The sequence below is a fragment of the Myxococcales bacterium genome, assembly GCA_016703425.1.
Classification (GTDB): Bacteria; Myxococcota_A; Polyangia; order Polyangiales; family Polyangiaceae; genus JADJCA01.
In genome coordinates this window covers 493,537-510,548 of record JADJCA010000009.1, presented here as the reverse complement: position 1 = coordinate 510,548, position 17,012 = coordinate 493,537, and the positions used below count along the sequence as shown (strand labels likewise).

At 68.5% G+C, this 17,012-nt stretch carries 14 protein-coding genes; 5 read left to right on the top strand and 9 right to left on the bottom strand.

Features of this window, described 5'->3' with window-relative positions:
- Positions 1-10 precede the first annotated feature (10 nt).
- Entirely contained in the window at positions 11-622 is a 612-nt protein-coding gene (locus IPG50_19865; GenBank protein MBK6694440.1) for a hypothetical protein, read from the bottom strand.
- Between the two features lie 169 nt (positions 623-791).
- On the opposite strand from IPG50_19865, the gene IPG50_19860 reads away from it, so the two are divergent.
- Positions 792-1,913, top strand: coding sequence for a DSD1 family PLP-dependent enzyme (locus IPG50_19860; protein ID MBK6694439.1), 1,122 nt, complete (start codon positions 792-794; stop codon positions 1,911-1,913).
- Here the strand turns inward: IPG50_19860 and IPG50_19855 are convergent.
- The 3 genes from IPG50_19855 to IPG50_19845 form a co-directional block, all read right to left on the bottom strand.
- A complete protein-coding gene (locus tag IPG50_19855; GenBank protein ID MBK6694438.1) occupies positions 1,907-2,662 on the bottom strand; it encodes a sterol desaturase family protein in 756 nt (251 codons plus the stop codon). The genes IPG50_19860 and IPG50_19855 overlap by 7 nt on opposite strands.
- A 23-nt stretch (positions 2,663-2,685) precedes the next feature.
- Positions 2,686-3,948 (bottom strand): MFS transporter, encoded by a 1,263-nt coding sequence (locus IPG50_19850; GenBank protein ID MBK6694437.1) that lies wholly within the window; start codon positions 3,946-3,948, stop codon positions 2,686-2,688.
- Positions 3,949-4,079: 131 nt separating this feature from the next.
- Positions 4,080-4,466: a hypothetical protein gene (locus tag IPG50_19845; GenBank protein MBK6694436.1), complete on the bottom strand. Its 387-nt coding sequence runs from the start codon at positions 4,464-4,466 to the stop codon at positions 4,080-4,082.
- A gap of 217 nt (positions 4,467-4,683) precedes the next feature.
- Between IPG50_19845 and IPG50_19840 the strand changes: the two genes are divergently transcribed.
- Positions 4,684-5,931 (top strand): hypothetical protein, encoded by a 1,248-nt coding sequence (locus IPG50_19840; protein ID MBK6694435.1) that lies wholly within the window; start codon positions 4,684-4,686, stop codon positions 5,929-5,931.
- A 63-nt stretch (positions 5,932-5,994) separates the two neighbouring features.
- On the opposite strand, the gene IPG50_19835 is transcribed toward IPG50_19840, so the two are convergent.
- The 4 genes from IPG50_19835 to IPG50_19820 all read right to left on the bottom strand — a co-directional run bounded on the left by IPG50_19835 (position 5,995) and on the right by IPG50_19820 (position 11,835).
- Positions 5,995-7,851 carry a serine/threonine protein kinase gene (locus tag IPG50_19835; GenBank protein MBK6694434.1) on the bottom strand — a complete coding sequence of 619 codons (1,857 nt, stop codon included), beginning with the start codon at positions 7,849-7,851 and terminating at the stop codon, positions 5,995-5,997.
- A 113-nt stretch (positions 7,852-7,964) separates the two neighbouring features.
- Entirely contained in the window at positions 7,965-9,260 is a 1,296-nt protein-coding gene (locus IPG50_19830) for a hypothetical protein (GenBank protein ID MBK6694433.1), read from the bottom strand.
- A 17-nt stretch (positions 9,261-9,277) separates the two neighbouring features.
- Positions 9,278-10,366 (bottom strand): hypothetical protein, encoded by a 1,089-nt coding sequence (locus IPG50_19825; protein ID MBK6694432.1) that lies wholly within the window; start codon positions 10,364-10,366, stop codon positions 9,278-9,280.
- Between the two features lie 11 nt (positions 10,367-10,377).
- Positions 10,378-11,835, bottom strand: a complete 1,458-nt coding sequence (locus IPG50_19820) for a serine/threonine protein kinase (GenBank protein ID MBK6694431.1) — start codon at positions 11,833-11,835, stop codon at positions 10,378-10,380.
- A 200-nt stretch (positions 11,836-12,035) separates the two neighbouring features.
- On the opposite strand from IPG50_19820, the gene IPG50_19815 reads away from it, so the two are divergent.
- Positions 12,036-12,689, top strand: a complete 654-nt coding sequence (locus tag IPG50_19815) for a DUF4412 domain-containing protein (protein ID MBK6694430.1) — start codon at positions 12,036-12,038, stop codon at positions 12,687-12,689.
- Positions 12,690-12,748: 59 nt separating this feature from the next.
- On the opposite strand, the gene IPG50_19810 is transcribed toward IPG50_19815, so the two are convergent.
- Positions 12,749-14,170, bottom strand: coding sequence for a trypsin-like peptidase domain-containing protein (locus tag IPG50_19810; GenBank protein ID MBK6694429.1), 1,422 nt, complete (start codon positions 14,168-14,170; stop codon positions 12,749-12,751).
- A 114-nt stretch (positions 14,171-14,284) separates the two neighbouring features.
- Here IPG50_19810 and yhbY point away from each other — a divergent pair, with 114 nt between their 5' ends.
- Positions 14,285-14,608 (top strand): ribosome assembly RNA-binding protein YhbY, encoded by a 324-nt coding sequence (gene yhbY / locus IPG50_19805; protein ID MBK6694428.1) that lies wholly within the window; start codon positions 14,285-14,287, stop codon positions 14,606-14,608.
- Positions 14,609-14,722: 114 nt separating this feature from the next.
- Positions 14,723-17,011: an oligopeptide transporter, OPT family gene (locus tag IPG50_19800; protein ID MBK6694427.1), complete on the top strand. Its 2,289-nt coding sequence runs from the start codon at positions 14,723-14,725 to the stop codon at positions 17,009-17,011.
- Position 17,012 lies beyond the last annotated feature (1 nt).

Below are 17,012 nucleotides of genomic sequence, written 5' to 3'. Positions count from 1 at the left end.
TGTGCGGCCTTCAGCGGCTGTCCAGGAGCTCCACGAAGAGCGCGTCGAGCGGCTCGAGGCTCTCGACGTACCGATAGGGCCCGCCCTGCACGCAGTCGTAGTCGGCGTCGCTGAAGTAGTTCGTCCCGCGCGGCGTGGCGACGCTGAGCGTTCGCATCGTCCCGGTCTTGGTGCACTCGCCGGGACGCTTCTGCTCTTGGAGGTCGGCGAGCACGGCGCGCACGCGCACGAGCTCGGAGGTGGCGTCGAGGATGAGTTCGGTCGTCACCATTTCGCGAGGGCCCGATGCGCTCGGGAAGCATCGCCGCGCCAGGAGGCGCCGACTCTTCACGCTGAGCGTGTATTCCGCCGTGCCGGGCGCGCAGTGGTCGTTCGGGGAGCTGAGGGCGCCGAGGACCGATCGCTCGAGGATCAAGAAATGGCTGTCGCTCGGAACGACGCGCACCGTGTCCTCGTTGACGGGCGGCGGGGGCGTGGCGGCGGCGACGCTGCTTGAGGGCGTGGCGTCCCGCCCGACGACCGATGGCCCGCCGTCACGGGAGGTGGCCCGCGTGCCTAGGTCGAGGTCGACCACTCCGCCACAGGCCGTCACCGACGCGAGAAGCAAGAACGCGGCGCGCATGGGCGGGACCCTAGCACCACGCGTGCCAAGGTCGCCGTCCCCGCCGGGTATCAGAAAGGCGGGTGCAGAACGGGCGGCGCTTCCCGTCCCGTGCGCTTCTGCCGTGCCAGCCTGTGCCTCGCGGCGTTGAGGTCGCTGAACCGCTCGGGCACCGCTACTCTGGGCGCGCATGGAACCCTGGATTCCGGCCCGCGTCGGTGACTCGGTCGAGGACGTCGACACGCCGGCCCTCGTGATCGATCTCGACGTACTGCTGGGGAACCTCGACGGGATGGCCGCCTACGCGCGCGCCGCCGGCGTGCGCTTGCGACCCCACGCGAAGAGCCACAAGTGCGTCGCCCTCGCCAAGTTGCAGCTCGCGCGGGGCGCCGTCGGCCTTTGCGCCCAGAAGGTTGGCGAGGCGGAGCCGTTCGTGACGGCCGGATGTGCCGACGTCCTTGTCACGAACGAGGTGGTCGGAAGAGCAAAACAAGCGCGCTTGGCCGCCCTCGCCGCTTCGCACCCAGCGGCGCGCCTCGGCATCGTCGTCGACGACGCGAGCAACGTCTTCGCTTGGCGTGACGCGTGTCACGCGGAGGGCGCTCGCCTCGACGTTTACATCGAGCTCGACGTGGGCCAACGGCGCGCCGGCCTGGAGACCTCCGATGAGGTCGTTCGTCTCGCGGGCCTCGTCCATGAGGCCGAACGGCTCTCGCTCCGTGGCCTTCACGCGTATCTAGGCTCGGCGCAACACGTACGAACACCGGAGGGGCGCCGTGCCGCCACCGCCGTCGCCATCGAGAAGGCGAGGCTCGCGCGGGCCGCCCTCGCGGCTGCCGGGCTCCCGTGCGAGATCGTGACGGGCGGCGGGACCGGGAGCTTCCCCTACGAATCGGCCAGCGGTGTCTACGACGAGCTTCAGCCGGGCTCCTACGCTCTGATGGACGTCGACTACGCCAAGAACGTTGCCGACTCGGCGACACCGAGCTTCGCCTCGGCGCTGCACATCTGGTCCACCGTGATGAGCGTGCGCGGCGATCGCGTCACGCTCGACGTCGGCACGAAGGCGCAGTCGACCGACTGCGGCCCGGCGCAGCCGATCTTGCCCGGGTTCCGCGCGCACGCCGTCAACGATGAGCACGCGATCCTTGTGCGCGACGGCGATGGCGCCGCGCCACCGCTCGGCGCGAAGCTCCGCCTCGTGCCCGGACACGTCGACCCGACGGTGAACCTTCACGATTGGTTCGTGGTCGTTCGCGCCGGTCGCGTCGTCGACCTGTGGCCCATCGACGCGCGCGGCGGCTTCTATTGACGCTGCGCGGTGTCAGCGCCGCGATCGTAGACATCTTGAAAGCGCAACATGTCGCCCAAGAACCGCTCATTGTTTCGCGGAAAGCCGCAAGCGGGCGCGAAGGCGTCGGCGTCTTTGTAGGTGCCGAAGAGCCGATCCCAAAGCGGGAGATCGGCGAAGTTGTACCGGTGAACGTCGAGTTGATGATGAATCGAGTGAAGCTCAGGCGTCTGGATGAAGTACTTGAGCCAACGGGGTGCCTTGAAGTTGGCGTGGTAGAAGTACTCGCCCGTGGCCGCGAAGAAGTTGTTCCAGAACGCGCCCTCGAGCGACACGCCGCAGAGCGGATACAAGACGAGGGCGCCGAGGACCGAGTCGCTGAAGATCTCGACGGGGTGCTTGTAGAACGACGTGGCGACCTCGATGCGCGCCGGCGAGTGATGCACCTGGTGAAAGATGCGCCAGAAGCCGTTGCGGTGCCGCAGGCGGTGCCAGAAATAGAAGAAGAAGGTCCCGACGAGCCAAGCGAGCGCCCCCTCGGCGGCCGGCGAGCCGAGCCGAGCGAGGCCAGCAAGCGAGGGGCCGCCGAGCCACGTGTTCCACACGCGGTTGAGCCCCAGCGTGATGACGAGTTGAGCGCCATTCAAAAGGAGCGCGCGCGCGTACCAGCCCGGGACGTGAGGCAGCGCACGCCCCGGGCGCACGCGCTCAAGGACCAGGAAGAAGAGCGTCGAGCCGATGGTGAAGACGGTGGGAAGGGCAAGCGTCATGGGGCACGCGGCGAAGGGCGGCGCTAGCGCGCCGGTGTCGGGAAGGGATCGGCGCCACGGAGCCGTTGCTCCACGAGACGCAAGAGGAGAGGAAGGGTGAGCGCGAAGACGACGGCGACGTAGGCTACGACATCGAAGCCGACGAGCTTGCGGTCCAGCGACGTCGACATGATGCGCGCCGATAGGCTTGCGCCAAGGCCCGCCGCGAGGTGCTGAACGGTCGATTGCAGCGACATGAAGCTAGCCCGCTCCGTCGGCCGGGGAACGCGCGAGGTGAGCGCCTGGTACGCGACGTTTCTCACCCCGTTCGCAAACATGAACGACATGAAGACGCCGTACATGCTGCCGAGGAAATGTGTGCTCCACGGGAGCGTGGCGGTGGTGGCGAAGCCCGCGTAGATGACAGCCGCTTGGATGACCGTCCCCACGGTGCCAACGCCCACGGCGCCGAAGCGATCGACGAGCTTTCCGGCGGCGCGCGTCGTGAAGAAGCTCACGATGCCACCTGCGAAGTACATGTATTTGAGCTGCGCCGTGGCCAGGCCCAAGTTGTTCTGGACGTAGGTCGAGATGTTCGGGATGAGAATGAATGCGCCCATGTTGACCGTCGCCGTCATGGCGTAGGAAGCCAGGACCACGTCGCGGCGCAAGAGCTCGACGGGAAAGCGCATGCGCTCGGGCGCCTTGTGCCCGAGCAAGTGGCCCCGGAGCGGGGGCAGGCGCGCCCGCACGATGGCCGTGAGGACGAGGCCCGTAGCCGCGATGGCATAGAGCGGCGTCTTCCACGTGCCCATCTCGGAGAGTGCAATGCCCAGCGGGACACCGAGCACCGACGCTGCCGCGAAGGCGCCCATGACCGCGCCAAAGGCCTTCCCGCGTCGCTCCTGCGGCACGACATCGGCAATGATGGCGAGCGAGATCGACGTCGCGGGTCCGCCGAAGGCGCCGGCCAACATGCGGGCGAGGACCAACGTCGTCATGCTCGTGGCGAGGCCGCCGGCGGCGGTGCCCAAGGAGAGGCCGATCATGGCGACCGTCAGGGCCGCGCGGCGCCCGAAGCGGTCCAGGAACATCGAGCCAAAGAACCCGGCGATGCCGGCGGCGAAGGTGTAAGCCGCCGTCGCGTCGGCGAGGTGCGACTCGGCCATGCCGATGGTCCGCGCGAGCTGCGGCCCAAGGGGCGCGAGGATCATGAAGTCGCAGATGTTGACGAACTGAACGGCCGCTACGAGGAAGAGCACGGAGCGCTCATCCGGCGCTCGCTCCTTCACTGCAGCCTCACCCATCGGATTCGTCTACCGCAACTCGCCAGCGGGCGGGGGACTATCGGCGCGCGCGACGCGCCAGAAAGGCGGTCGCCCGCCGTCCCGAGCAAAAGGGAAGGGCGGGCGACATGCAGCGGGCGCGCTGCGAGCGTTCAGCTCTTCTTTTGGTCCTTGTGCTTGCGACCGTGGTGCGAGCGCATCTCGTGCATGGCGGAGCGGACCGCCTTCGCCTCGTCTTGTGTGACGACGCCATCCGCAACGGCCTGCTTGGTCGCAGCGTTCACCTTGGTGACGCCAGCCTCGAAGCGATCGCGGATCTCCTTGGCCTTGTCAGCGGCGACGTTCTTCTCGGCGAGACGCTCCGATAGCTTCACGCGCATCTTGTTCACGCGAGTGTCGATGCGCTTCTGGAACTCATCGGCCTTCATCGGGAAAGAAGGCTTGTCCTTGGAGCCCCCGTCGTGGGCGCTGGCGACGGCGACAGTGCCGAAGGTGAAGAGGAGCGCGGTCGCAGCAAGGAGCATTCGCATGGGCTTCATGAGGGTTCCTTTGTTTTTCTTGGTTGTCGGTCGAGGCGAAGCAAGCAGGGTCGAAGCAAGCAAGCAGGCAGGCAGCAAGTCGCGGGACATCGAGCCCACCTTGCCAGCGTTGCGGGCCGTTCTCTCCGGCTCGCCAGTAAGACGCGCTGGTGCCCCCAAACGATTCGCCCCTTTACGCTTCTTCACGGCGAGACCGGTGCGTCGCTATCCTCGCGAAATGAGGACCCATACCGGCTGGCTCTTTGCCGCCGTTCAGCTCTTCTTCACGCTCTCGTGGACGGTGTACGTGGTCTTCCTTCCCGAGCTTGCGGGGCGCGTGGGCCTGGCCAGCTCCGTACCGACGCTCTTGCTCGCGGACCAGCTCGTCTTTCTCGCCACCGATCTGTGGGTCGGCCGCTACGCGGACCGTGCCCGTGACGTCTTCGTGCGCGGGGGCCGGTGGCTCGTGGCGGCCGTGGTCAGCTCGAGCCTCGCGTTTGTCCTCGTTCCTCACGCTCGAGGTCGCGCGTTGTTCTTGATCGTCGTCTTCGTGTGGGTCGCCGCCTCCGCGGCCTTGCGCGTTCCGCCGGCAGCGTTCCTCTCGCGCTTCGCCGGCCCGCGCGCCGGTCAGCGCGGCGCGGCGGCGTACGCCATGGGCATGGGGGTGGCCGGCGCGCTCGCGCCCTACGTGCAGATGCGCATCCGCGGCAAGAGTCCCGTTCTTCCCTTTGCGCTCTCAAGTGCGGCCGTCGTGATCGCAGCGCTGGCCCTCGTCTGGGCTCTCCGCGCGGAGCTCGACAAGGCGCTCAAGGACGACGGCGACGCTCCGCTCGATGCTCCGAAGACCGACGCGCCGGCGACGGTCGCAACGGCGGCAGCTCTGACGCTCGCCGACAAGCGCCGCCTCGCCGTCGCGGTGCTCGGCGCCGCAGCGGCCGCCGCGCTGGCCTTCCAGGTTCACTTTGCGCTTCGCTCCGCGGGGATCTTCATCAAGCTCGCGGGGCTTCCGTCCCTCCCCAACTTGATGCCCGTCTTCTGGGTCGGCTTCAGCCTCTCCATCTACCCCGTATCCCGCCTCGTGACAGCCCGCGGTGCGTTGCCGACCATGATCGCCGCCACGGCCTTCGGCGCCGCGGGGTCGCTAAGCGTCGAGTTCGCGCCGTCGCTCCCGACGGCCGTTGTCGGTCAGCTGGTGACAGGGGCTGCGTGGGCTGCGACCTTCGTGTCGGCCATGAGCGCGTGTTCAAGCCTCGGCCACGAAGGAGAGGAAGGACGCCTCCTTGGGCGATTCTTCGCGTTGCTTGCCGCGGCGACGTTTGCAAGGCTCGCCATCGTCACCGCCGGTGTCGACAAGTGGCCTTTCGTGGCGGGACGCCTTCGGCTTCTGGCGGCCGTCGCCTGGGGCGTTGCGGCGCTATGGCTGTTGCTCCGCGCGCGTCACGAGGTCCTCTCGCGGAATTCGAAAGGGGAGGCCCCCGCGACTTGAGTGTTTTCGTCGCACCGCGCTGGCGAGGGCGCTGGCGAGCGCGCTGGCGAGGCTGCGTCCCCTTCAAGACAACGTCTGGAGGATGTCGAAGAGCGCGTCGGCCACGGCGCGGGCGCCTCGCGGACGCTTGTCGCGGTCCTTCTCGAGGCAGGCGTCGACGAGCGTCGCGAGAGCGCGGGGCGCGTCGGGCCGAAGGTCAAGCAGGCGAGGCGGCGCGTCGAGCAAGACTTTGGAGAAGATCTCCGTGAGCGTCGAGAGCTCCGTTGTCGCGCGCGTCGCGATGAACGGCGGACGCCCGGAAGCCAGCTCGAAGAGCAAGACGCCGAGCCCCCAAACGTCGGTCTCCTTTGAGGGGCGCTCGCCGCGGCATTGCTCCGGGGCCATGTAGGGCGGCGACCCGATGACGCGACCATCCTTGCCGCGCGCGCCCGCCATTCGCGCCTCGGCGGCGCCGAGCCCGACGAGCGTCGTGGCGGGACCGTCGACGTAGACGTTGGACGGCGACAGATCCAGGTGCAAGACACCGGCGGCATGCGCGGCGTCGAGTGCCATCGCTACGCGCGCGACCGCTTGGACCGCGTCGGGGAGCGCGAGCGGGCCAGCGACGAGCGCTTCGGCGAGGGCGCGGCCTCTCCATCGCCACGCGAAGTAGTGACCTTGGTCCGCGGCGCCGACGGCGACGAGCGCACCCAAGTGTTCGTGTTCGACTTTCGCAGCCAGCTCGGCGCGCTCCGCGAAGCGACGCTCTCCCGCGCCCGACTCGACGGCGCGAGCGGGCACGATCTCGAGGAGCAACGCGGCCCTCGTCGCCGTGTCGTCGGCGAAGTGACGGCGATCGGGGGCCGATTCGCGAATGCGAAAGCGACCGGCTATGAGCTCGCCGGGCGCGAGCGCGGCCCTCATGCCCACGATGGAGGTGGCGGCGGCCGCGTCGCCGAGCAGGGCCGTGAGCGGATCGCTGTTGCCCGTCGTCGAGAAGGTGCGCGCGTCGGCGATGTCGAGGATGCCCTCGCTCGTGGCGTCCACGACGCCGAGGTCGTGGGGGCCCGGCCTCGATGGAACGGCACGCTCCTCCCGCAGCGGCACGAGGCGCGAGAGTAGGCCAGCGTCTCCCTCGCGGCCACGTGTCGCCGCGTCGTCGAAGGTGAGGTCGCCAAGGGTGAAGCGCCCGCGTTCGCGTTCTCGTTTGGGCAGCGGGCGGGCGACGACGCGCGTGGCACCAAATGCCGATGAGCGAACGCGGACGTCGGTGGCGAACACCTGCAGGAACCTTCCGCGCACCGCGGCGTCGGCGGCCCGCAGCGCGCCGAAGACGAGCGCGCAGGTCCAGGTCAACATCGCCACGAGCAGCACCAACGCGAGCCGCGGCTCGTCGCCGCTCCAATCGAGGCGCGCAGCAACGACGGCGGTCGTGAGTCCGCCGCTCAAGAGCGCGAGGTGGCCCGCGGGCACGCGCGCCCGGCGGTGAACGAAGCCCCACGTCTGCAAGACGATGCCATGCTCGTCGAGCAGGGCCTGCGCCAGCAGGGCCGCGCCTTCGGTGCTTTCGGTGCGCATCACCAACGTGCGGCCGGCGGCCGAGAGGCGAACGCGACTTGGCGCGTAGACGCGCGCCGTGCGCGGCAGCTCGGTGGCGGCCAAGATCGGCGTGTCGTCGACCGAGATGCCGCGGGCATCGACGCGAACGACTCCCTCGCGCGCCGCGCCCGTGCGAGCGAGCCAATAGCCGCCGCCCAAGCCGAAGACGAGAAGGAGCGGCGCGAGGAGACGCAAGAGCAGCGCGCCGTCGGGGTCGCCCTGCCAGTTCTCGGAGGCAAAGACGAAGGCCGTTGCCCCGAGACCCGCGAGCACGGCAGCCACGGCTGCGAGATGTCGCAGGCGCCCGGTGACGACAACGTTCGCTCGGACCGCCGTCGCCATCGCTTAGGGCACCTCACTCGCGCGAGCGCAGCTCCGAGGTGGGCTCCCCGTCGTGCCCGACCGCCTCGTGTCCGACCCCGTCGTGTCCGACCCCGTGGTGTCCGATTGGAGCGTCAGTTCGCCTTGCACGAGTCCCTGAATCCTTTGCCGCAGCCGGCGCTGGGGGCAGGAAGGTCGTAGTCGTCGCCGACGAGGGCTGGAGACGCTTCGAATTGGATGACCATCGACAGTGCGTCGCACTTCTTGGATTTGAAGTCGTCGCGCGAATCGGTCATGAGGTCGGCAGCGGAGCAGACGACGCTCTTCAGGGTTTGGTAGAGCAACGCCTTCGAAGGGCTGCAAAGGAAGGCCTCCTCCTCCGGTGCGGGGGCCTGATCGACGCGTAGCGCCCCGAGCCGCGAGAGCACGTCGTCGATGCTGGACCGGCCCCCGAAATAGCCGTCGGTGAGGCGAAAGGCTGCTGGCGTTGCCGTCGGCGTGTCGGGGCTGCCTTGAGGAATGTCGGCGCCCGCAGCGTCAAGCGGCACGAGGCGCGCCGAGAAAACGGGGCTGCCTGTCTCGAGGACCTGCGTTCCGAATACGATCGGCACGACCGTGCGAACGTCAGAACGGCGGGCATCGAAGACGAGGCGGTGGTCTTTGACCCAGGCGCGTCCCACGTTGCGGAGCGGGGTTACGCCGCCGTCCGCGTTTCGGACGACGGACTTGGACGGCACGGACCACCGGTCGGTGCCATCGAAGCGCGCCGGGTACGGAGCGCGCGGCGCTCCCCCTTCGACGAAGTAGCCGCAGCGTTCATCGGCGAGCTCGACGGCATGCGGTTCGCGGATGCCGAAGGATTCGATGAGGGACACCTCGACCTCGTCATCGTTGGCCTTGCCGTTGTAGCGGCTCAAGAAGATGAGGAGGTTGAGGATCCCGCAGCGGGCGACCCGGTCAACCGTTCCGCTGTAAGCGAAGCTGGCGCTGGGCACGCGCTCGATCTGCTTGTTCAGCTCGAAGAGGGCGTTGTCGACGCCCCCATCGAAGTCGCATCCCATCGTTACGAGGGGGCGAGCCGGAAGAACGCAGCTCGGATCGGAGCGACTCACGCCAGTGCGCGAATCGCACGTGCAGGTACCGTCGAGATCAAAGCCAATGGGCGTGCCGGCGTCGGCGCGCCCCGTGAGGTTCGCCGAGCGAACGGCGAACACCAGCGGTGGCAGGCTCTCGCCCGGGTCGGACGCGTCAGGCGGCTCACCCGGGCCTACGTGCGCGCAGGGGTCGAGCCCCGCGGCGTCCGTCCCCGCTTCCTCCGAAGGGCTGACGACGAAGTGATCGTCGCCGATTCCTACGAGCGAATGGCAGGCCGCGAGTGTGGCGAAGACGAACGAGCCAACAAGCAGGACCCGCAGCGCCTGCGACTTCAAGGGCGCGCACCCCACGCCTAGAGAGCTCCCCCGACGACGACCGCCGCGCCGCCCGCGAGCGGCACCGTCGCGGCGCGGAACAACGCCCTGCCGGCCGAAGGAGCCGACGACTTGGCCGTGAAGAACAAGAAGGCCCCGGCGGCGCCCAGCACGGCCCCCGCTGCAACGGCTACGTTCGCGACCACCGCCGCGTCATGCGCCGACTGGAGGCGCTCCGATGCGTCGTCCTTCGCGCTTTGCGTCGGGCAACGGTCACTCGGACACAGGTCCTTCGCGCCTTGGTTCTTGCTGATCGCGACCGCCCCAAACACGAGCCCGACGGCGACGCTGGCACCGCCGCCAGCCATGAGCGCGACGCCAGCGCCGCGCTGAATGCGTGGCGCCTCGGAGCGTGGCGCCGGCGGAGCTTCCATCGATAGGTGGGCCGGTTGCACGGGCGTCGCGAGCGGCGTCAGAGTGTCCGGCGGGACGGAGGACTCGTCTTCAAGCGGAGCGATGGAGACGAGCTGCCGGTCCGCCGTCGGCCCCACCACGGCGGTGTACATCCGCACCCGCTTATTCGGTGCCGACACCTCGATGACGTGTGTGCCCGGATCGACGGGGACCTCGCTGCCGAAGGCAGCCTCCGCGAGAGGGCGCCCATCGAGCAAGACGCGGAGGCCGTCGGTCCTCGCCTCCGCGGGTACGCGCAACGTCACGTAGGAGACGCTGGGAAAGACCTTGGCCTCGTGCTCGCGCGCAAGGGTGACGCGATCTTCGCGCCGTCCCAGTGACTCAGCGGCGACCTGCCGAAATTGAGCCCACGCCGACGCCGCCTTCCCGATGGTCTCATTGCACAATGCAAGGTTCAAGAGGGTGCCGGTCGCGGTCTTGTCTAGCTCGTAGGACGCACGGAACTTCTCGCAGGCGGCCGCGTGCTCGCCTTTTTGCGTAAGGGTGCGGCCTTCGAGGAAGAGCTTCTCCGCCAAGGGGCGATCCTGCTGGGCGCGCGCCGGAGTCGCGGTCGTCGCGCAGAGGACCACCAGCGCGAGGACCGCGAAGGGATGTTTCGGCGCGGAGCCCCAGGAGCGTTCGGCCGGACTTGCGCTGGTGTGGAGCGCAATCACGTCGTCAAAGCCTAGTGGCTTTCAGCCGTTGGGTCGAGCTTCGTGCTCGTGCCCCTGGGCCCGCTCCTATTTCCCCGGGGTGTCGTCGGCAAGGCCTTGGGCGCACTGGGCGGCGCCGACGCCGACGCCGACGCCGACGCCGACGCGGTGAGCATGGCGAGCGGCGTCGTCGTGACCCTGTCCGTCACGCTGGCCGCGGCCCCGGCCGGTGTCGAGCGCTCGCCGGGAGGTGACGCTGGTTGACTCGCGGGAGCGGACGGGGGCCCTCCAGGGCCACCAGACGGGCCACCAGATGCGGGAGCTGAAGGGGCGCGCACCACGAGACCGATCCCTCCTAGCAGCGTCGCCGCGACGACACCGAGCACGAGCGGTCGCCAGCGCCGCGCGGCCGCAGCCGGAGGTTGGTTCGACGCCCGGTTGTTGGCGACCCAGGGTTTTGCCGTTGGGTTGGTCGACGGTCGGGCAAGGCTCGCGGCGCGTTGGGCCTCGAGATCGGTCGCCGAGGGCGTGCGGTCGAGGCTTCCGAGGCGGACGATTCGCTCCACGAGGGCTCTCGATGCTTCGCTGCCGAAGGGGAGCAACGCGACGGCCAGCTCCCCGACGTTCTGGAAGCGCTGCGCGGCGTCCTTCTCGAGCGAGTGGAGGAGCACGGCCTCAAGGTTCTTGTCGATGGCCGGGCGCAGCTGACGAATGTCTTTGGGCGGATCGGTGAGGATGCAGGCGATGACGCTCGCGTAGGTCTCCGCTTCGAAGGGAGGCTCACCGGTGAGGAGCTTGAAGAGAATCACACCGAGGGACCACACGTCGGAGCGCGCATCGGCGTTCTTGGCGCCGCGCAGCTGCTCGGGCGACATGTACGCGGGCGAGCCCAGGACCGCGTGCGATGTCGTGATCTCCGCCTGACCGAAGTCACCAGCGGTCTTCGAAATCCCGAAGTCGAGCACCTTCACCAGCGGCGCGCCGTCCAGGCGTTGGGTCAGAAAGAGGTTCGACGGCTTGAGGTCGCGGTGGACGATGCCGCGGGCATGCGCCTCGGCCACGCCAACGGACGCCTGAAGGATGAGGTCGACGGCTTCTGTGACCGGGAACGGCCCATCGCGCCGGAGCAACTCGCCGAGGTCGTGCCCCGTCAGGTACTCCATCACGATGTAGGGCACCCCGTTGGGTAGGTTGCCCACGTCGCTGACCTGCGCCACGTGTTCGCTCTTGATGCGCACCGCCGCTTTGGCCTCGCGAGAGAAGCGCGCGACCGCTTCTGCGCTGCCGGTGGCGTCGGGTAGCAAGAACTTCATCGCGTACGGCTCGCCGAGCTCGAGGTGCGTGACCGCGACGACGAGGCCCATGCCACCCTGACCAAGCATCGCGTCGACACGGTACTTGTTGGCGATGACGTCGCCGACTTGGGGGAGCTTCGCCAGGTCGCCACCCCCGGCGAGGGTCACCGTCCTTCCATCGGGTTCGGAGCGCACCAATGGGGATTCTATCGACGGCCCAGGCCCCGCTTCAAGTCGACCCGGCAAAAACCCTGAGGATGCGCGGGTTTTCGGGAATCATCTGCTTGAAACCTCAAGCATTTGTGCTCGGCCCCTCGCCCGCGACAGGTGGCCGCACCGATCGCCTTCGATCGCTCCGCCCTCCATCGCCCGGAGAGCGCATAGGCTGAGCCTCGATGCCCCTCAAGAGTTACGCGTCGGCCGCCCTAGTCCTCCTCGTGCTCGTGTCCAGCTGCGGCAAAGGTGGCGACTTCGAGGGCCGCGTGACCATGACCGTCGCCCGCGCTGGCGCGCCCTCTTCCGAGATGGTCTTCGAGACCGCGGCCGGCCACGTGCGACTCGCGATGACGTCGGCAGGCGCGGGTGCCGGCGGCTACGCGCTCGTTCGTCCCGATGGGCTCGCCGTCTTTGTGTCGGAGGCGGACAAGGCATGGTCCGATCTGTCGATGGCCAAGAGTCGTGTCGCCATGGCCGAAGCCAATCCGCCTGGCACCGGCGCGCCGACCATCAAGCGCACGGGACGCCAAGAGAAGGTGGCCGACCAGTCCTGCGAGGTCTGGGAGATCGCGCACACGAGCGGCAAGCGCACGGAGGCGTGTATCGCGCAAAACTTCATCGGCTTCGATTTCGGAAGCCTCATGCCTGGCGCAGGGCCCTTCGCTGGCGGCACCGACGACGTGAAGAAGGAGAAACTCTTCCCGATGCGGTCCGTTGAATACGACGCCGCTGGCAAAGAGACCTCGCGCATGATCGTGACGCGCGTCGAGAAGACGCGCATCGACAAGGCACGCTTCGACGTGCCCAAGGACTACGCCTACGCAAAGAAGTGAGCGAAGGCGGCTCGCGGTGCGGTGCGGCCAGGCATGGCCCGCCGTTCGTCGTAGCTGGCTCAGCGGCGCCTTCGCCGTCGAGTCATCAGGGCGACGCCCAGCATCATTGCGACAGCGTCCTTCAACGCCGCCGAGTTCGGCGCCGCGCGGCAGCCGCCGCCGTCGTCCGTCCTCGTGGGGACCGCGTCCGATTGCGTCGTGCTGCCACCGGGATCGGGCGCGCCGGTGACGGGCAGGGGAGCGCCGCTCACGGAGGAGCCGCCGCTCGCGGCGCTCGCGTCAGGAGTCGTCGAGGTGGTGCCGCCGGCGTCGGTCGATGGCACCGCGGCGGCGTCTTTCGGTGTCCCGCCGGCGTCGCCTCCGGTCGTCACGCCTGCGTCACTGCCAACGATCGCCGCCGTGCACTTGCCCTGCGAGCAGACGGGCTTCGAGGCGCTGCACTGGCTCGCGCTGTTGCACGCCTGACACCCGCCGGCGCCGGCGCAATAGGCGGACGCGCACTGGTCGGCGCGTTGGCACACGTAGCCGTTTTGGAGCGGCGCGTCGCACACGTCACGGGCTCCGACGATGGTCCCAGCATCGTTGACGATTCCCTTGTGAACGCACGCCGTTGATGCGCACATTGCGTCGGTGGTGCAATCGGCGCCGTTGGGCTGTGTGCCGTCGGGCGCCGCGAGGCCCTTGGCGCGAAGCCACGTCGCCGTCTCCGGCGGGTAGAAGCCGACGGCGAAGTTCAATGAGCCGGCGTTGCAGAAGGTCGCCGACGCGCCGCCTTGGGTCACTCCGGCGAGGCGGTCCGCGCCCGACGAGGAGTCGATGAGCGCGCCGCCGCTGTCGCCCTTGCACGTCGAGCCAACGGCCGACTTCGTCTCGACCCAGCCGCCGGCGAACGCCTCCAGCGTGACCGACAGCTTGTTGCGGGCCGTGTTGGCGATGGAGCCATCGGGGTCGACGCGGCCATAGCCCACGCTGACGAAGGGCGCGCCCTTCGCGTAGGTGGCGTAGGTCGCCGGCGGCACGATGGGCAAGAGCGGTGTCGCTCCGCTGGCGCCGTTGAAGGTCACGACGGCGAGGTCGTGTTCGTTGTCGTAGAGACCACCTTGCGTGGTCGGGAAGAGTTCGAAGCTCGACGCGACGAAGCTCGACGTGGGCGTCGCCGAGTTCGGTCCGAAGCGAATCCCTATGTCCGACGCCGGCCCCGCGAAGCCGACGTAGCAGTGGGCCGACGTGACGATCATCCCCGTCGTCCCGGAAACGCGAACGCCGGTCCCGGCGCAGCTTGCAGAGGTCGTTGGCGACAGCTTGAGGCTCAGCGAGACGACCGCCGGGTGCGTCGTGTCGGCGGAGCCGCCGACGATCTCTTGGCTCGACGTTCCGTGGCGGGTCCCTTCGTGTGGCGCTTCGCCTTCTCGAGGCTCTTGGGTGCACGCGAAGGCGGGGACGAGGGCAAGGAGCGTCAACGCGAGGAGCCTTCGCCGCATCGGTCGAGCCTATCGTGGGGCTCGCACCAATGGAGCCCCAGCGCCGGCAAGTTCATCGCGCCTTTCCGTACCTCTCTGGATGTCCGGCGACCGGAGCGCTATAGAGGCCGCCTCATGGCAACCCCCAAAGCGCCCGCGCTCTCCGGCCCCGCCCTTCGCCAGCTTCGTGCGCTCGGCCACGATCTCAAGCCCGTCGTGATGCTCGGCAAAGACGGCATCACCGACGCGGTCACGGCGGCCGCGAGCGCCGCGCTCAAGACCCACGAGCTCATCAAGGTGAAGATCCAGTCGGAGGCGCCGGTGGATCGCCACGAGGGCGCCAGCGCGCTGGCCGAGGCCACCGGCTCCGCGTTGGTGCAGGTCCTCGGTCGGACGTTCCTCCTCTACAAGCGCGCCCCGAAGCCGAAGATCATCCTCGTCAAGCAACGCTCTGCCTAGCGACCGGCACGAACATGCATCGATTCACGGGGATCGATGCACTAAGGTGCCGCCGTGAGCCAACCGACCGACCCCAACGCGCCCTTCGAGCCCTACATCGCACCGGCCACGGTGATGCGCGAGCTGTCGGTACGGGGCCTCATCCTCGGGACCGTGCTCGGCATGGTCTTCGGCGCCTCCTCCTTGTACCTGGTCTTGAAGGTCGGCCTGACGGTCAGCGCGTCGATTCCGGTTGCCGTCATCTCCATCACGTTCTTCCGGCTGCTCTCCAAGCTCGGCATGAAGGACGCGACGATCCTCGAGAACAACATCGTGCAGACAGCCGGGAGCGCCGGCGAGTCCATCGCCTTTGGCGTTGGCGTCACCATGCCAGCGATCATGATCTTGGGCTTCGACCTGGAGGTCACCCGGGTGGCGCTCGTGGCAGTGCTCGGCGGCTTGCTCGGCATCCTCATGATGATTCCGTTGCGGCGGGCGCTCATCGTCCAGCAGCACGGCGTGCTCAAGTATCCCGAGGGAACCGCCTGCGCGGAGGTCCTCAAGGCCGGCGCATCCCCCGAGTCGCTCGCCGCCGCTTCGCCGTCCGCGCGAGCGGAGGCCGCCCGCCTCGGTGGAAACGACGTGAGCGCGAAGACCATCTTCGCGGGCTTCGGCATCGGGCTCCTCTACAAGACCGCGATGGTGGCGCTGAAAGGCTGGCGCGACACGCCGGAGAAGATCTTCGGTGCGCCGCTCAAGGCCGGGAGCCTGTCGTGTGAGATCTCGCCGGAGCTGCTCGGCGTCGGTTACATCATCGGACCGCGCATCGCCTCGGTCATGTGCGCCGGCGGCGCGCTCGCGTACCTCGTCCTCATTCCGCTCATCAAGTTCTTCGGCGAGGGCATGACGGTGGCGCTGCCGCCGGGCACGATTCCCATCGCCCAGATGGAACCGGGGCAGATTCGCAGCGCCTATGTCCTCTACATCGGCGCCGGCGCCGTCGCCGCCGGCGGCATGATCAGCCTGGCTCAATCGCTGCCCACCATCTGGCGCGGCCTCAAAGAGGGGCTTCGCGATTTTGCGCCGCGCGCCAACGCGACCGGTGGAAGCGCGGCCGGTAGAAAGGCGACCAGCGGAGCAAGCGGCGAAACGCCCCGCACGGAGCGCGACCTGCCGATGAAGACCGTGCTCATCGGCATGTTCGCGTTGGTCTTGGCCATCACGCTCGCGCCTCAACTGAAGATGAACGTGGCCGGAGCCGTGCTGGTCGTCGTTTTTGGGTTCCTCTTCGTCACCGTGTCGTCGCGGCTCACCGGCGAGATCGGCTCCTCCTCCAACCCTATCTCGGGCATGACGGTCGCCGCGCTGCTCTTGACGTGCCTCATCTTCTTGGTGCTCGGCTGGACCGGCTCCGGCTACTACGTGACGGCCCTGAGCATCGGCGCCGTCGTTTGCATCGCCGCCTCGAACGGCGGCACGACGTCGCAAGATCTCAAGACCGGGCACCTCCTCGGTGCGACGCCGCGGCTCCAGCAAGTCGCCATCCTCATCGGGGCCCTCGCTTCGGCGCTCGTGCTTGGTCCGATTCTCCTTCGCTTGAACGACACGGGGACCGTCTACGTGCCGGTCGCCAGCGCCAGCGCCGCGGCCAACGCCAGCACCGCCGCGCCGATGCACGTCGAAGCGAGCACGCTCCACGTGCGCGAACCGCTGAAGGGTGCGCAGGCGCAGGCCGACGCGAAGAGCTACCTCGTCTGGCACAAGCAAGACGACGTCGGCGGCCCGCCCGGCAAATACCTCGTCGACGACAAGGGCGACGCCGTCTACCTCGTCGACCCGGGCATCAACGGCACGCACGCCAAGCGGCCCGACGGCACGCCGGTCGCAAAGTTCGACGCGCCCAAGGCCACGCTCATGTCGTACATCATCAAGGGCATCCTCGATCGGCAGCTGCCCTGGGGGCTCGTGCTCTTCGGCGCGATGATCGCCGTCGTGCTGGAGATGAGCGGCATCCCATCGCTCGCCTTCGCCGTTGGCGTTTACCTGCCCATCTCGTCGTCGACGCCGATCCTCGTGGGCGGCGCCGTGCGATGGCTCGTCGACCGCGGCCGTCGCAAGAAGCTCCTCCTAAAGAAGCTCTCGGAAGAAGACATGGTGGCGGAGAGCGACAAGAGCCCCGGCGTGCTTATGTCGTCGGGCTACATCGCGGGTGGCGCCATCGCCGGCATCATCATCGCGGCCGTCGCCGGCGCCTTTGAGAAGGTCGACGCGCGGCTCGCCGATTGGGCCACGAAGAACAATCCGCTCTTCGCGGGGCCGCACGCCAACGCTCTCTCTCTCGTGCCCTTCGTGCTGATCGTCGTCGCGCTCTACCTTGTGGGTCGCGAGTTGGTCCTCTCGGCGAAGAACGTCGACGCGGGCTGAC